This is a genomic window from Erwinia sp. V71 (assembly GCF_965644245.1).
In the GTDB taxonomy this organism is placed as follows: Bacteria; Pseudomonadota; Gammaproteobacteria; order Enterobacterales; family Enterobacteriaceae; genus Erwinia.
The window spans coordinates 19,855-34,387 of sequence record NZ_CBFFRK010000037.1; the positions used below are offsets into that span (position 1 = coordinate 19,855).

Sequence of the window (14,533 nt, forward strand, 5' to 3'; positions counted from 1 at the left end):
CGGCTCCCTGTTAAAGTTCGATGGCGAAGTAATCACGCGCGTTGTTAAAGCAGATGTTTTCCACCATCTGACCCAGCAGCGCGATATCAGCAGGCGCTTCACCGTTCGCCACCCAGCGGCCAATCATCTGGCACAGCAGACGGCGGAAATATTCATGGCGGGTATAGGAAAGGAAGCTGCGGCTGTCGGTCAGCATGCCAACAAAGCGGCTCAGCAGCCCCATATTGGCCAGCTGGATCATCTGGCGTTGCATGCCGTCCAGCTGATCGTTGAACCACCATGCTGAACCAAACTGCATCTTGCCTGGCTCACCTTCGCCCTGGAAATTGCCTGCCATGGTCGCCAGCACTTCGTTATCGCGTGGATTCAGGCAGTAGAGGATAGTTTTTGGCAGCGCGTTATTGCGGTTCTGCGCATCCAGTAAACGCGCCAGCGGTTCCGCCAGCGGACGGTCATTAATCGAGTCAAAGCCGACATCCGGCCCCAGCAGCGCCAGCTGGCGGCGGTTGTTATTGCGCAGCGCGCCAATATGGTACTGCTGCACCCAGCCACGGCGGGCATATTCCGCGCCCAGCCAGACCAGCACGGCGGTTTTAAAGCAGGCGATCTCGTGTTCATCTGGCACTGCGCCCTGCAGGCGACGCGCCAGAATCGTATCCAGCGTGGCGTCATCGGCTTCAGCAAACAGCACCACATCCAGCGCATGGTCAGAGACTTTGCAGCCATGAGCAGCAAAATGATCGAGGCGTTTGCTCAGGGCCCGGCGCAGATCGTCGAAGCGGCTAATCGCCACATCGGCGCTGGCCGCCAGTTTCTGCAGGTAATCAACAAAGCCTTCCGCTTCAATATTGAAAGCTTTATCCGGCCGCCAGGAAGGCAGCACTTTGGTGGTAAAGCGGGTGTCACGCGCCAGCGCCGCATGGTGGCGCAGATCGTCAATCGGATCGTCAGTGGTGCCGACCATTTTCACATTCATCTGCGTCATAATGCCGCGCGCGCTGAAAGCATCCTGCGCCAGCAGTTCATTGCAGCGCTGCCAGATCTCATCCGCCGTTTTCTCCGACAGCAGCACATTGGTGATGCCAAACGGGCGACGCAGCTCCAGATGCGTCCAGTGATACAGCGGATTACCAATGGTATGCGGCACAGTACGCGCCCAGGCGTCAAACTTCTCGCGGTCGCTGGCATTACCGGTACACAGCGCTTCCGGCACCCCATTCGCGCGCATCGCACGCCACTTATAGTGATCTCCCTTCAGCCAGATGTCATACAGATTACTGAAACGCGTATTTTCGGCGATCTGCTGCGGCGGCAGATGACAGTGATAATCGAAAATCGGCTGATGGGCGGCGTATTCATGGAACAGACGACGGGCAAACTCAGTATCCAGTAAAAAATCTTCGCTCATAAAATGAGACATACCTGCTTCCTCTTATTCGACGTTGGGCTGCACGGCCTTAATGCCAGAAAAAGTTATCATACCAATTTCACTTCGCGCAGCGATTATTTTGCGATTCAGATCACATCTGCGGCATCTTTACCGCCTGACTTATCACCTCTTTCAGCCAGCAAGCGGCTAAGCACCTGACTAAACAACGGGATCCAGTATCCCACACTGGAAAAGTAGTTTTTGTGATGGCTCTCAACTTTTAAATCTGTATGACAAGTTATCGTTGCGCCGCTGTCGTCAGAGGAAGGAATCCTCTTTGCAGGTTGGCAAGGTCGAAAAAATTGAGGCGTACAGCCGTGCTGTACGTTCGCGGGTATTGCTGGCGACAGGCCAGCAGTAAGCCGTCCCGCTCCAGATAACAACACATGCTACAGGTGCATGAAACAGAGACTGGAAGAGGTATTAAATGCGTAAAATTAAATGGTTACGATGGTATATGATCGGACTGGTCACCATCGGCACCATCCTGGGGTATCTGACCCGCAACGCGATTGCGGTGGCGGCCCCGACGCTGGAAACAGAGCTGCATATCACCACCCAGCAGTATTCGTATATCGTGGCGGCTTACTCAGCCTGTTATACCATTATGCAACCGGTCGCCGGGTATATTCTGGATATCCTCGGCACCAAAATCGGTTATGCGATGTTCGCCATTCTGTGGGCACTGTTCTGCGCCGCCACCGCGATGGCAGGCAGCTGGGGTGGACTGGCGATCGCCCGTGGTGCGGTCGGCGCTGCCGAAGCGGCAATGATCCCTGCCGGTCTGAAAGCCAGCAGCGAGTGGTTTCCCGCCAAAGAACGCTCGATTGCGGTGGGTTACTTTAATGTCGGCTCCTCCATCGGTGCGATGCTGGCACCGCCGCTGGTGGTCTGGGCGATTGTGGCTCACAGCTGGGAGATGGCATTCATTGTTACCGGCGTGCTGAGCATGATCTGGGCGCTGTGCTGGCTGGTGTTTTACAAACACCCGAAAGACCAGAAAAAACTGAGTGAAACGGAACGTGACTACATCCTGTCGGGCCAGGAAGCGCAGCATCAGACCCATAACCGCGAGAAAATGTCCGCCTGGCAGATCGTGCGTAACCGCCAGTTCTGGGGTATCGCATTGCCGCGCTTTCTGGCGGAACCGGCCTGGGGCACCTTTAACGCCTGGATCCCGCTGTTTATGTTCAAGGTGTACGGTTTTAACCTGAAAGAAATCGCCATGTTCGCGTGGATGCCGATGCTGTTTGCCGACCTCGGTTGTGTGATCGGCGGTTATCTGCCACCCCTGTTCCAGCGCATCTTCGGCGTGAATCTGATCGTATCGCGTAAGCTGGTGGTCACCATGGGAGCCGTATTGATGATTGCACCAGGCACCATCGGCCTGTTTACCAGTCCATATGTGGCGATTGCGCTGCTCTGTGTCGGCGGCTTTGCTCACCAGTCACCTTCTGGTGCGCTGATCACCCTCTCGTCTGATGTCTTTGGCCGCAACGAAGTCGCTACCGCCAATGGCCTTACCGGGATGGCGGCGTGGACTGCCAGCACCATGTTTGCCCTGGTGGTCGGTGCACTGGCGGATACCCTCGGTTTCAGCCCGCTGTTTGCGGCACTGGCGGTGTTTGATTTGCTGGGCGCAGTGGCAATCTGGACGCTGCTGAAAAATAAACCGATTTCTGAACTGCAAAACGAATCACACGATTTGCCGCCATTAAGCGCGGCGCCAAAAGCCTGAAACATGCAGCGGCCAAAAGGATTCGGCCGCTGCGCTATAAAATCCGGCAGGAAACTGGTATAACAACTCCATTGTTCTCGTGTTTATACCCCGGAGACTCGATCATGGAACTGAGCGAATCACGCCGTCTCTATCAGCAACTGGCTGGTGAGCTGAAACGTCGCCTTGAAGCAGGTGATTACCCGGTCGGTGACAAGCTGCCCGCCGAACGCTTTATCGCCGAAGAGATGGGCGTCAGCCGCACAGTGGTGCGCGAAGCCATTATCATGCTCGAAGTGGAAGGCTATGTTGAGGTACGCAAAGGCTCCGGTATTCACGTCATCAGTAATCAGCAGAAAAAAGGCGTTAGCGCCGACAGTCAGCTTGAGTTCGCCAGTTTTGGCCCTTTTGAACTGCTGCAGGCGCGCCAGCTGATTGAAAGCAATGTGGCGGAATTCGCCGCCACGCAGGTGACACGGCAGGATATCGTGCAGCTGATGGCGATTCAGGAGCAGGCACGTAAAGAAGACCGCTTCCGTGACTCGGAATGGGATATGAAATTCCATGTGCAGATCGCCCAGGCTACCCAGAACAGCGCCCTCGCCGCCATTGTGGAAAAAATGTGGCTGCACCGCCTGTACAACCCCTACTGGATCAAACTGCACGAGCATATCGACGATAAATCGATCGAAAGCTGGTGTGACGATCATGACCGAATTCTGAAAGCACTGATGCGTAAAGATCCGGCCGCCAGCAAGCTGGCCATGTGGCAACACCTGGAAAATACCCGCCAGATGCTGTTCCGCGCCACCAGCGACGATTTTGAATTTAATGTCGATCGTTATATGTTCGCCGAAAACCCGGTTATCACGCTGGAAAAGTCGGCAAAATCGTAATAACCCACCCTTTTTCTGACGCGGCTGGCAAATAACGCCTGCGGGCAATAATGTCAGCCTGTGTAAAGCTCCTTTAAGCAAAAGCGATTGAACGGTAAAACACCCTTTTTACCCTTACTTTCCCCTGTCTCCGGCTGAGGGATTTTGTTACAGTTAATCTCCTTTTCTTACCCTTTACGACAGGGTGAAAATTTAATGCCGTTTTTATGCACGCACCCCGGCAAAAACCCGGAACGGCAGCGAGTTGTGGCAACCATAACGAACAAAATCAATGCCCGGCTTGTGGCTGACAAGCGTGTTTAACAATGATGTTCAGGAACTGTGAATGGATATTTTGAAAGCGTTGTTGCATGCATTGTGGCAACAGGATTTTGAGACCCTTGCCGACCCGACGCTGGTATGGGCCATCTACGGCATACTTTTTATGATTTTGTTCCTGGAGAATGGCCTGCTACCCGCCGCCTTTCTGCCCGGAGACAGCCTGCTGATCCTGGTCGGTGTGCTGATTGCCAAAGGCACCATGAATTTCCCGCTGACCGTGTTTATCCTGACCACCGCCGCCAGCCTGGGGTGCTGGGTCAGCTATATACAGGGCAAATGGCTGGGTAATACGGTCACGGTGCAGAAATGGCTGTCACATCTGCCCGCCCAGTATCACCAGCGGGCTTACAGTCTGTTTCACCGCCACGGCCTGTCCGCACTGTTAATTGGCCGTTTCATTGCGTTTGTCCGCACCCTGCTGCCAACCATCGCCGGTTTATCGGGCCTGAACAACGCCCGTTTCCAGTTTTTTAACTGGATGAGTGCACTGCTGTGGGTACTGATTCTGACGGTTCTGGGCTTTGCGCTTGGCAAAACACCGATTTTCCGCAAATACGAAGATCAGCTGATGTTCTGCCTGATGCTGCTGCCGCTGGTACTGCTGGTGTTTGGCCTGTTTGGCTCATTGTATGTGCTGTGGCGCAAAAAGCGCGGCACAGGCGATGAAAAAGGAAGTTTATAATGCGTAGCTCAGCGAAATGGCTGACACAGCGGCGACTGCTGCCATGGCTGATGTTCGCCACGTTTATTCTGCTCGCCGCCAGCCTGATGCCGACTATCTGGCGTCAGGAGTCCGCGCTGCAAATCCGCTCCTCACGTCAGGGCGTGACGCTGCCGGACGGCTTTTACGTCTGGCAGCATCTGAATGCACAGGGGATCCGCGTGAAAAGCATTACACCGGACCACGACACCCTGGTGATCAAACTGGATTCGCAGGAGCAGAGCGCCGCCGCGCAGAAAGCCTTGCGCGAAATGCTGCCGTGGGATTTTGAGATCGCGCAGATGGACACCTCCGCCAGCAGCAGCTGGTTCAGCCGTATTGGTTTCGATCCGCAGTCGGTCGGTTAACCCGTTATCCGCCGCCGGTATCCCCTGCCGGCGGCCAGGAACATTCCGGCTTACGCGCCATCACTTTGAGCTTTCACCCATTTCTGACTATCCTTTTCAGACACCAGTTTTTTCGCAAGGAAGGTAAATCCCAATGAAAGGCCGCTATATTCTCTGTGCAATTCTCGCCACGTTTTCCGCTGGCGCCATGGCAGCTGAACCACTCTGCCTGGAAAAAGAGCGAGCCATTCAGCATGAAATCGAACTGGCTAAACAGCATCAGAACCAGCGTCGGGTCAACGGACTGGAGCGCGCACTGACCGAAGCGCGTGCCGGTTGCACCGATGCAAAACTGAAAAGCGCCCATCAGAGCAAAATCAAACAGCATGAAGCCGAGATTGTGGAACGCGAGCGCGATCTGCAGGAAGCGCGCGCGAAAGGCGATCGCGATAAGATCACCAAACGCGAGAAAAAACTGGCGGAAGCGCGTGAAGAATTAAGTCAGGCGAAAGCCGCACCATATTAATCAGCGTCATACCTAATAAGGAGTGTTTCATGTCAAAAGATACGACCTCAGAACATCTGCGCGCCGAACTGAAAAACCTGTCTGACACGCTGGAAGAGGTGCTCAGCTCCTCAGCCGACAAATCCAAAGCCGAGCTGGATAAACTGCGCAGCAAAGCACGCGAGACGCTGGAGCAGTCACGTCAGCGCCTGGGTGAGTCCGGTGAACGTCTGGCGCAGAGTACCCGTGAAGCCGCCACGCTGGCGGATGAATACGTGCGTGAAAACCCGTGGCACGGCGTGGGGATTGGCGCAGCAGTCGGTATTGTGCTCGGCGTCCTGCTGGCGCGTCGTTAACAATGGCGGATTCACAACAGAGTAACGGTCCGGGCAGAGGGATCATTGATGCCGGTCAGCGTGTGTTGACGACGCTGGTCGGCATGATCGAAACCCGCGTGCGGCTGGCCGTCGTCGAGCTGGAAGAAGAGAAAGCCAATGTTATCCAGCTGCTGATGATGGTTGGCCTGACAATGCTGTTTACCGCTTTCGGTCTGATGAGCCTGATGGTACTGATCATCTGGGCGGTGGATGCCCAGTACCGCCTGATGGCCATTGCCATCACCACGGCGGTGCTGTTTATTCTGGCTCTCTCCTGCGGTTTGTGGACGCTGCGCAAATCGCGCCAGTCGACACTGCTGCGCGCGACACGCAAGGAGCTGGAAACCGATCACCGTCTGCTGGAGGACGAACGCCGATGAGCGCACGCGAACGCCAGCAGCGTAAAGCCGAACTGTTGCGGATTATCCAGCAGCAGCGGCTGGATCTCAGCGCCGCACGGCGTGACTGGCTGGCTGGCACTGCCCGCTATGATCGTGGCTGGCTGAATCTGGTCAGCGCGCGCCGCTGGCTGATGATTGGCAGCAGCGCCCTGGCTATCTGGACCGCGAAGAGCCGCCGTCGCTCGGGTTTTCTGCTGCGCTGGGCACGGCGTGGCATCGGGTTGTGGAGCACCTGGCGGCTGATTCGCAAGAATCTGCCACAGGGTTAATACCCGTGGTTTTCCCTTCCCCCCAAGCGGGGGAAGGGGCCTGACGAGCAAACTCCGTTCGCCCCAGATATCCCTCACCACTTACATTCATATTTTTTGAAAAACATCGACAGTTTATCTTGCTTACAACCCTTTCTTTTCACGTCTATTATCTCCTCCAACGAAAGACCTCCCGCGGCACTAACGCCGCGGGCCTTGTTACTTAACCGGCAGACCTGGTCCGCCAACAATAAAAAAAATCGCTGTTGGAGATGATGATGAAAAAATTAGAAGATACTGGCCTGCTGGTTGCACGCATCCTGATGCCAATCCTGTTTATCGTAGCGGGCTGGGGCAAAATCAGTGGTTACGCAGGAACCCAACAATATATCGAAGCGATGGGCGTACCAGGCTTCTTCCTGCCACTGACCATCCTGCTGGAATTTGGCGGCGGTCTGGCGATTCTGTTCGGTTTCCTGACCCGTACGACTGCGCTGTTCACTGCCGGTTTCACCGTGCTGACCGCGCTGATTTTCCACAGCAACTTTGCTGAAGGCGCCAACCAGCTGATGTTCATGAAAAACTTCAGCATCGCCGGTGGTTTCCTGGCGCTGGCAGTGAGCGGCCCGGGTGCATTCAGCATCGACCGCATCATCAACAAAAAGTGGTAAGACGTTAGGGTATATACTGAAGCGAGGATGACATCATCCTCGCTTTCTTTTTTTATGGAGGAATTATGGGACTGCTGATCGACGGTGTATGGCACGATAACTGGTATGACACCAAATCCACCGGCGGACGTTTTAAGCGCTCAGAATCCGCCTTCCGTAACTGGGTCACGGCTGACGGTGAAGCAGGCCCGACAGGCGTCGGCGGTTTCCGTGCCGAACGTGACCGCTACCATCTGTACGTGTCCCTCGCCTGTCCGTGGGCACACCGCACCCTGCTGATGCGCAAACTGAAAGGACTGGAAGAATGTATCCCGGTCTCCGTGGTGCATCCGCTGATGCTGGAAAACGGCTGGACCTTCGATGACAACTTCCCGGCCGCTACCGGTGACAGCCTGCATCAAAACGAATTTCTTTATCAGCTCTATCTGCATGCGGATAAAAATTACACCGGCCGCGTGACAGTACCTGTACTGTGGGACAAACAGCAGCACACCATCGTCAGCAATGAATCTGCGGATATTATTCGCATGTTTAACTCAGCGTTCGATGCGGTGGGTGCGCGTGCAGGTGATTACTACCCGGCAGAACTGCGTGCGCAGATTGATGAAGTGAACAGCTGGGTGTATGACACCGTCAATAACGGTGTGTACAAGAGTGGTTTTGCCACCTCGCAGGAGGCTTACGATGAAGCCGTCACTGCACTGTTTAACTCGCTGGATCGCCTTGAGCAGATACTGGGACAGCAACGTTATCTGACCGGCAACCGTCTGACCGAAGCCGATCTGCGCCTGTGGACCACGCTGGTACGCTTCGATCCGGTGTACGTCACCCACTTTAAGTGCGACAAACACCGCATTGGTGATTACCGCAATCTGAATGGTTTCCTGCGCGAGATTTACCAGATGCCGGGTATCGCGGAAACGGTCGATCTGCAGCATATCCGTCACCACTATTACTGCAGTCATAAAACGATTAACCCGCATGGCGTGATTTCCGTCGGCCCGGCATTCAACTGGGACGAACCGCACGGCCGCGACCATTTATAACCACGCCGTACTTATCTGAATAATCCCTGCAATGGCATCTCTGCCAGCTGATACACCAGTGTGATCAACGGCTGGCAGGGATGAGTCTCATCAATGCCGCGCAACTGACGCAGATACGCCAGTGCCGCCTGCACCGTCGGATACCACTCCGGCTGGGTGTAATACAGATACAGTGCCAGCACCGACACCGAGCGGCTACGCCCGCCGCGGCAGTGCACCAGAATATCGCCACGTCGGTGCAGCGGGTAAGAAGGTTTCCCCGGACTGTCCTGATGCACCATGCCATCCAGCGCCAGTACCCCTGCCAGCAGATGATTGGCGTGATTGCCCGCGCCATCAATCAGCCCGACCTGCGTACGCCGGACCACCGTGCCATCACCGAGCGTTAATGCTTCCGGATGCAGGTTTACCGCCAGATTCAGCGTCGAGGTGATACCACTCTGCAACAGCAATGCACCATCCTGCGCCGCGGGCAGATTGCCCAGCCACAGCCAGCGCTCGCCACCGGGTAACGGTGCCGCACGCAGTAATACCGCCTGTTTATCCTGCTCTTTTTCCGCCTGACGGCGGGCATCTTCACTGAGTAACATCTCTGCGCCCTAAAAAGTGATACGGTTTTGCCAGTTCAGGCGAGCCGGTGACAACGACGACAACTGGCGGGTGTGCGCTTCCGGCACAAACGCCGCCACCACTTCGCGCGCACGGGTGGCACGGATCAGCATCAGCTGATCGTCCAGCACCGGATGCACATTCCATGGCAGCCAGATCGCCTGCTCGCTATCCAGCATCTGCCGCGCCCGCGTGCCCGGTGCGACATGGCTGCTGAAGATAAAACGAAAACCGCGGCGCTGACTCAGTTGCGCCGCCAGACCGTCGTCCGCCACCGCACCGGTAGCGATAATCACCTGCCCCTGCGTATAGTCTGGTTGCTGCGGCTGATAGTGCAATAACTCGAGTAAACGTAACTGCAGGCTGGCATCAATCGCGGCGGGTTCGTTCAGCAGGCGCGCCACTTCCTGGCGCACATCCGGGCACAGCAACACTTTGATGCCATGATCCATCAACTGCAATGCCATTTCCGGCCCACGGCCATTAGCCGGAACCGGCAGTACCGCGCCCTCACGCGCGGCATCGGCAATACGACCAATCTGCTGCGCCAGCGGTTCGGTGCGATCACCATACGAGGCATCGGTAATCAGTAAGCTGGCGGGCGGCGGCAGATCGAAAGGCAGCAGGCGCGATTCGCGGCTCCAGTCCCCCATATAAGTGAGCCCGCCACTGTCCGGCAGATGAAACCATACCGACCCCGGTGCATGACCGCTGCGCCCACACAGCAGCGCCAGCGGGCCGATCGAAGCATGGCCTTTGAGCGGCAGCAGCTGGCGCTCGCACACCGCCATCACCGTCTCCGGCAGTTGCTGCCAGGTTTGCGCCGTGGCAAATACCGGTGGATTGCCTAACTGTGCGCGGTAATCCAGCGCGCCAGTGTGATCCTCATGCGAATGTGACAGGCAGATAGCGTCAATTTTCCCCAGTCCGCGGATATCCGGCCGTACGCCTGCCTGCGGCCCTTCGCCCAAATCAAACAGCAGACGAAAACCGTGCAGCTCCACCAGAAATGCCGCGGGCAGTTTATCGCCCACGCCACTGATGACGGTCAGACTTGCCATGGCAGCACCCCTTCCGGTAGCCGTTTCGCCACGCGCGATGCCAGCAACATAAACAGCAGCACCACGACAATCATCAGGCAACCCACCGCTGCCGCCAGCGTTGACGAGCCGCCTTCGTCCAGCGCCACAATCATGGGTCCCAGCGTCTGGCTGTTAGCGGTCACCAGCAGGATCGACACCTGAATTTCATTCAGCGCGGTCAGGAACACCAGAATCGCTCCTGCCATCGCGGAAGGGGCGGCCAGTGGCAGCAAAATATCGCGCATCCGGCGCAGGAAACCGGCACCGGCCAGCTGCGCGGCTTCGTCCAGCGAGCGCTCAATCTGGGCAAAACCCGCCAGCGTTGGGCGTAATACCAGCGCCAGGAAATTCGATAAATAGGCAGCAAGAATAATCCACACCGTGCCATACAGGCTGATATTCACCAGCGGCAACGGCTTCAGGAAAAACAGAATGGCAGCGATACCAATCACAATGCCCGGCAGGGCGTATGCCAGTTCGCTCGACAGCTCCAGCACCCGTACCAACCGCGTGCGCTGCCAGGTGAGGAAGAAGGCCATAAACAGCGCCATCACCGTCAGGATCACCACTGCCAGCAGAGTCAGGCCGAGGCTGGTGACAAAAGCATTACGCACCGCCGGGTAATCAAACAGTGCATTGCGGTAATTCAGCCATGTCAACGTATTCCCGTTCAGCGCCTGACCGAAACCGCTGGTCAGTGAAGTGGTTACCAGCGCCGACAGTGGCAGCACCAGAGTTAAAATAATCGCCACCCATACCAGCATCTCGACCGGCAGACGCCAGTGTCCCAGCGGCTGCTGCAGCTGGCGCGGCGTACCGGTCACGCGCACATCGCGCCGCCCGCCCAGTAGCCGGCTCAGCACCATACCGCCAACGGTAATCACCGCAATCAGTAACGACAGCAGCGCCAGATCCGGCAGAGCGTCCGCGCCATTATTATTCAGTTGCTGGTAAATCAGGGTAATCAGCGTCGGCACCCGTCCTGGAATGCCGAGCATCGCCTGAATACCGAAGTTGCCCGCCGCGGCGACAAACGACAGCGCCGCGCCGGCAAAAATCGCCGGGCGCGCCAGCGGCAGGATCACCGTCATCATTACCCGCAACGGCGACGCACCGGTGATACGCGCCGCTTCCACCAGGTCAGCAGGCAGACGCCGCAAACCGGCACGTACCGAAAGGAACACCAGCGGCGCATTATGCAGGCCCAGCAGCAGGATAATCCCCCACATCGAATAGAGCGGCTGTTTGCCCTCGCCGGATAGCGTCAGACCGATGCTGCTCAGCCCCTCCACCACCCAGCTTGATGGCGACAGCGCCTGCACCCAGGCTAACGCCGTCACCTGCGGCGGGATCATCAGCGGCAGGATAAACGCGAACACCCAGGCCTGCTTCGCGCGCATATTGGTCAGCGCCACCAGCCAGGCGGCCAGCGTGCCCAGTACCACGGCCATCGCCGTGGCTGCCAGCGCGATGGTCAGCGTATTGCCGGTGGCGCGCAGCACACGCGGGCTGCTGAGCAGTTGAGTGATGCGCGCCATATCCGGCACGCCCTCTGGCGCAATCGCCGCCCAGATCAGGCGGGTCAATGGCGCAATCGACAGTAAACCAATCAGCAGCGCCAGCAGCCACAGTACGCTGGTTTCACTGCGCAGCCCGTACAGCGCACGCACAGCGGGACGACGCGGATACTCCTGCGCTAAGCTCATGGCAATTATCCACCAAAGGTTTCAGTGAATTTCTCGCGCACCTGTTTGTCTTCCTTCACCGCTTTATCCGCATCCAGCGTTAACAGCTTAATGCTGTCAATCGGCGCAAAACCTTCTGGTGCAGCGACACGTTTATCAATCGGGCGGTTGCCCTGCTCAGCCACCAGCTGCTGGCCTTTTTCCGACAGCAGGAAATCAACAAAGGCTTTGGCTGCAGGCACATTGTGCGCACCAGCAAGAATCGCCACCGGCTCCGTCACAAACGACGCGCCCTCTTTCGGGTACACCAGATCAATTGGCGAGCCCTGCTTCTTCGCACGAATAATATCGGCGTCAGTAATTACGCCATATTTCGCCATACCGCTGGCGACCGCTTTCAGCGCCGGACCATTGCCGCCTTCAGGCGTCACGCCGTTTGCCGCCAGTTTCTGGTAGAAGTTCCAGCCGATATCCGGGGTATTGATGGCCGTGTGCAGGTGATACAACGCTGCGCCGGAATAGAGCGGGCTCGGCACCGCCACCTGGCCTTTATTGCTGGCATCGGTCAGCGCCATCCAGCTGTCAACAGGCTGGGCATTTTTGGTGTTGTAACCAATTACCGTGGCGATAATTTTGGTGCCAAACCAGGTTTTATCTTTGTCGTAGAAACTGGCGCTGATATTGCTGAGCGGCGCATCGGCATACGCCATCAGTTTGCCCTGCTCTTTTAACGCGCCAAGGTTGATGGCATCAGCCACCAGCAGCACATCGGCTTTCACCTGGCCGCTCATCATTTCGGTACGCAGCACATTCATTAATTGCGTGGTGCCGTTACGCGTCCACTCGACGTCGATTCCCGGGTTTGCTGCTTTAAACGCATCAATCGTCTGCTGGGCAATTTCCGGCGCCTGCGAGGTATACACCACCAGTTTGCCATCGGCGGCAAACGAGGAGGCAGACAACAGGGAGCCGGTTAAAATCAGTAGCGCTTTCAGGCTGGTGCGTAATTTATACATGGAGCAGGTATCCTTAAATAAGCAAATTAGCGTGCTGTGGGGATCACCCAACCATCATCAGCGGTCAGCCTCAGCCGATCGCCGCAGCGCAGATGTTGCGCATCAGTCAGGTGCAGGGTTAAACGGCTGCCGCCAGCGTCTGGCTCTGTGTCCAGTTGGCTGTAGCCACCGCGATAAATCAGGCGCTGAATACGCACTGCAAAACCGGGTTCGTCGTCACGCGCCAGCCGCAGATCCGCGGCGTGCAGGCAGACTTTTGCCTGTGGCGTGACCGGCTGATCGGCACGCGCCCGCAGCCGCAGGCGGGCACCCAGCAGAGTGACCCAGGCGTGGCCCTGATGGTCCGGCTCGACATCGCTGACATCGATCACCCGACCATCATCAATAAAACGCGCCACCATCTCGTTGGCGGGTTCGCGATATAACGTTTCTGGCGTGGCGAACTGCATCACCCGCCCGGCATCCATCACCACCACGCGATCGGCAATCGCCATCGCTTCCTGCTGGTCATGGGTGATATAGAGTAAGGTCGCGCCAGTGTGGCGATGAAAACGGGCAAATTGCTCTTCCATCGCCGCCCGCAGATGCACATCAAGGTTGGCTAACGGCTCATCGAGCAGCACCACTTCCGGGCGCGCCACCAGACAACGCGCCAGCGCCACACGCTGCCGCTGACCACCGGAGAGATCCGCCGGGTTACGCTCGCCATAGCCGCTCAGTCCTACCAGTTCCAGCGCACTGTGGGTACGCTGCTGGCGTTCCGCTGTCGCGACACCGTTCACTTTCAGGCTGTAAGCGATATTCTCCGCCACGCTCATATGCGGCCACAGCGCATAGCTCTGGAAGACAATGCCGAGCTGGCGTTTTTCCGGCGGTAAGTGGGTTGCAGAAGAGGAGTAAAGACGATCGCCGACGGTAATCGTGCCGTCATCAATGGTTTCAAAACCGGCCAGCGTACGCAGCAGCGTGGTCTTGCCGCAGCCCGACGGGCCAAGCACCGCCACAAACTCACCATGCTGAATATGCAGAGAGACATCCTGCAGCACGCGTTGCGTACCAAAGGATTTCGACAGATGTTTAATTTCGATTGCAGACATAACGCCAGGGCAACTCACCAGAGTGTTAGTTGCCTGACGATAACGTGGGATTGTTGCAGTTAGGTGAACGCAGGAATGTTTGTAACCTCGGGTTTATTTTCCTGATGTAATACACCTGAAAACATTGTCGGAAATCACAATTTTTAAATTTCATGATGACATTCTTCAGCCCGTAACCATATTATTACCACCTCTGCAGCAGGAGTTTTAATTCATAAGGAAATGATTATGAGAAATATGTTTTGCACAGTAGACGAACTCGGCTTTCCACATTTCACCGCAATAGACCTCATACGTTATAAGTTACTACCTAAGGAAGGTGCGATTTAATCGGTGGGGTTCAGTGGAGTCCTTAGCTGTATTAGCCTTACCTTAGCTGAGCTGTA

At 56.6% G+C, this 14,533-nt stretch carries 16 protein-coding genes; 10 read left to right on the forward strand and 6 right to left on the reverse strand.

Features of this window, described 5'->3' with window-relative positions; all coding sequences use genetic code 11:
* Positions 1 to 10: 10 nt before the first annotated feature.
* Entirely contained in the window at positions 11 to 1,420 is a 1,410-nt protein-coding gene (gene uxaC / locus ACSZO1_RS10380; RefSeq protein WP_437612196.1) for a glucuronate isomerase, read from the reverse strand.
* A gap of 436 nt (positions 1,421 to 1,856) precedes the next feature.
* On the opposite strand from uxaC, the gene ACSZO1_RS10385 reads away from it, so the two are divergent.
* From ACSZO1_RS10385 to ACSZO1_RS10430, 10 genes are all read left to right on the forward strand, one after another.
* On the forward strand, positions 1,857 to 3,167 hold the full coding sequence (locus ACSZO1_RS10385; protein ID WP_437612198.1) for an MFS transporter: 1,311 nt from the start codon (positions 1,857 to 1,859) through the stop codon (positions 3,165 to 3,167).
* Between the two features lie 104 nt (positions 3,168 to 3,271).
* The gene (gene exuR, locus ACSZO1_RS10390; protein ID WP_437612200.1) at positions 3,272 to 4,042 is read left to right on the forward strand and encodes a transcriptional regulator ExuR; all 771 of its coding nucleotides are present in this window, start codon (positions 3,272 to 3,274) and stop codon (positions 4,040 to 4,042) included.
* Between the two features lie 325 nt (positions 4,043 to 4,367).
* Complete coding sequence (locus ACSZO1_RS10395; protein ID WP_437612202.1) at positions 4,368 to 5,045, forward strand: DedA family protein; 678 nt, start codon at positions 4,368 to 4,370, stop codon at positions 5,043 to 5,045.
* A complete protein-coding gene (mzrA, locus tag ACSZO1_RS10400) occupies positions 5,045 to 5,431 on the forward strand; it encodes an EnvZ/OmpR regulon moderator MzrA (protein WP_437612204.1) in 387 nt (128 codons plus the stop codon). Before ACSZO1_RS10395 ends, mzrA begins: the two co-directional genes overlap by 1 nt.
* Before the next feature lie 133 nt (positions 5,432 to 5,564).
* Positions 5,565 to 5,936 (forward strand): DUF1090 domain-containing protein, encoded by a 372-nt coding sequence (locus ACSZO1_RS10405; protein WP_437612206.1) that lies wholly within the window; start codon positions 5,565 to 5,567, stop codon positions 5,934 to 5,936.
* A gap of 29 nt (positions 5,937 to 5,965) precedes the next feature.
* Positions 5,966 to 6,271 carry a DUF883 family protein gene (locus tag ACSZO1_RS10410; RefSeq protein WP_437612208.1) on the forward strand — a complete coding sequence of 102 codons (306 nt, stop codon included), beginning with the start codon at positions 5,966 to 5,968 and terminating at the stop codon, positions 6,269 to 6,271.
* 2 nt (positions 6,272 to 6,273) lie between these two features.
* A complete protein-coding gene (locus tag ACSZO1_RS10415) occupies positions 6,274 to 6,672 on the forward strand; it encodes a phage holin family protein (protein ID WP_437612210.1) in 399 nt (132 codons plus the stop codon).
* Positions 6,669 to 6,962, forward strand: a complete 294-nt coding sequence (locus tag ACSZO1_RS10420) for a YqjK-like family protein (protein WP_437612212.1) — start codon at positions 6,669 to 6,671, stop codon at positions 6,960 to 6,962. The genes ACSZO1_RS10415 and ACSZO1_RS10420 overlap by 4 nt, the downstream gene beginning before the upstream one ends.
* Before the next feature lie 257 nt (positions 6,963 to 7,219).
* Positions 7,220 to 7,612, forward strand: a complete 393-nt coding sequence (locus ACSZO1_RS10425; RefSeq protein WP_437612214.1) for a DoxX family protein — start codon at positions 7,220 to 7,222, stop codon at positions 7,610 to 7,612.
* 65 nt (positions 7,613 to 7,677) lie between these two features.
* The gene (locus tag ACSZO1_RS10430) at positions 7,678 to 8,658 is read left to right on the forward strand and encodes a glutathione S-transferase family protein (protein WP_437612216.1); all 981 of its coding nucleotides are present in this window, start codon (positions 7,678 to 7,680) and stop codon (positions 8,656 to 8,658) included.
* Positions 8,659 to 8,669: 11 nt separating this feature from the next.
* Here the strand turns inward: ACSZO1_RS10430 and ACSZO1_RS10435 are convergent, their stop codons facing one another.
* Genes ACSZO1_RS10435 through ACSZO1_RS10455 form a run of 5 tightly spaced genes read right to left on the reverse strand, consistent with a single transcriptional unit; the run spans position 8,670 to position 14,147 of the window.
* Positions 8,670 to 9,248, reverse strand: a complete 579-nt coding sequence (locus ACSZO1_RS10435) for a dual specificity protein phosphatase family protein (RefSeq protein WP_437612218.1) — start codon at positions 9,246 to 9,248, stop codon at positions 8,670 to 8,672.
* A 9-nt stretch (positions 9,249 to 9,257) separates the two neighbouring features.
* Positions 9,258 to 10,328, reverse strand: a complete 1,071-nt coding sequence (locus ACSZO1_RS10440) for an MBL fold metallo-hydrolase (protein WP_437612220.1) — start codon at positions 10,326 to 10,328, stop codon at positions 9,258 to 9,260.
* Positions 10,316 to 12,055 carry an ABC transporter permease gene (locus tag ACSZO1_RS10445; protein ID WP_437612222.1) on the reverse strand — a complete coding sequence of 580 codons (1,740 nt, stop codon included), beginning with the start codon at positions 12,053 to 12,055 and terminating at the stop codon, positions 10,316 to 10,318. The genes ACSZO1_RS10440 and ACSZO1_RS10445 overlap by 13 nt, the downstream gene beginning before the upstream one ends.
* Positions 12,056 to 12,060: 5 nt before the next feature.
* On the reverse strand, positions 12,061 to 13,050 hold the full coding sequence (locus ACSZO1_RS10450) for an ABC transporter substrate-binding protein (protein WP_437612224.1): 990 nt from the start codon (positions 13,048 to 13,050) through the stop codon (positions 12,061 to 12,063).
* 26 nt (positions 13,051 to 13,076) lie between these two features.
* On the reverse strand, positions 13,077 to 14,147 hold the full coding sequence (locus ACSZO1_RS10455) for an ABC transporter ATP-binding protein (RefSeq protein ID WP_437612226.1): 1,071 nt from the start codon (positions 14,145 to 14,147) through the stop codon (positions 13,077 to 13,079).
* Between the last annotated feature and the right edge of the window lie 386 nt (positions 14,148 to 14,533).

Coding starts and splice junctions, on each gene's coding strand:
- ACSZO1_RS10415 (WP_437612210.1), top strand. CDS start 6,274: ATGGCGGATTCACAACAGAGTAACGGTCCGGGCAGAGGGATCATTGAT.
- ACSZO1_RS10455 (WP_437612226.1), bottom strand. CDS start 14,147: ATGTCTGCAATCGAAATTAAACATCTGTCGAAATCCTTTGGTACGCAA.
- ACSZO1_RS10430 (WP_437612216.1), top strand. CDS start 7,678: ATGGGACTGCTGATCGACGGTGTATGGCACGATAACTGGTATGACACC.
- ACSZO1_RS10435 (WP_437612218.1), bottom strand. CDS start 9,248: ATGTTACTCAGTGAAGATGCCCGCCGTCAGGCGGAAAAAGAGCAGGAT.
- exuR (WP_437612200.1), top strand. CDS start 3,272: ATGGAACTGAGCGAATCACGCCGTCTCTATCAGCAACTGGCTGGTGAG.
- ACSZO1_RS10385 (WP_437612198.1), top strand. CDS start 1,857: ATGCGTAAAATTAAATGGTTACGATGGTATATGATCGGACTGGTCACC.
- ACSZO1_RS10405 (WP_437612206.1), top strand. CDS start 5,565: ATGAAAGGCCGCTATATTCTCTGTGCAATTCTCGCCACGTTTTCCGCT.
- ACSZO1_RS10440 (WP_437612220.1), bottom strand. CDS start 10,328: ATGGCAAGTCTGACCGTCATCAGTGGCGTGGGCGATAAACTGCCCGCG.
- mzrA (WP_437612204.1), top strand. CDS start 5,045: ATGCGTAGCTCAGCGAAATGGCTGACACAGCGGCGACTGCTGCCATGG.
- ACSZO1_RS10425 (WP_437612214.1), top strand. CDS start 7,220: ATGAAAAAATTAGAAGATACTGGCCTGCTGGTTGCACGCATCCTGATG.
- uxaC (WP_437612196.1), bottom strand. CDS start 1,420: ATGTCTCATTTTATGAGCGAAGATTTTTTACTGGATACTGAGTTTGCC.
- ACSZO1_RS10395 (WP_437612202.1), top strand. CDS start 4,368: ATGGATATTTTGAAAGCGTTGTTGCATGCATTGTGGCAACAGGATTTT.
- ACSZO1_RS10420 (WP_437612212.1), top strand. CDS start 6,669: ATGAGCGCACGCGAACGCCAGCAGCGTAAAGCCGAACTGTTGCGGATT.
- ACSZO1_RS10445 (WP_437612222.1), bottom strand. CDS start 12,055: ATGAGCTTAGCGCAGGAGTATCCGCGTCGTCCCGCTGTGCGTGCGCTG.
- ACSZO1_RS10410 (WP_437612208.1), top strand. CDS start 5,966: ATGTCAAAAGATACGACCTCAGAACATCTGCGCGCCGAACTGAAAAAC.
- ACSZO1_RS10450 (WP_437612224.1), bottom strand. CDS start 13,050: ATGTATAAATTACGCACCAGCCTGAAAGCGCTACTGATTTTAACCGGC.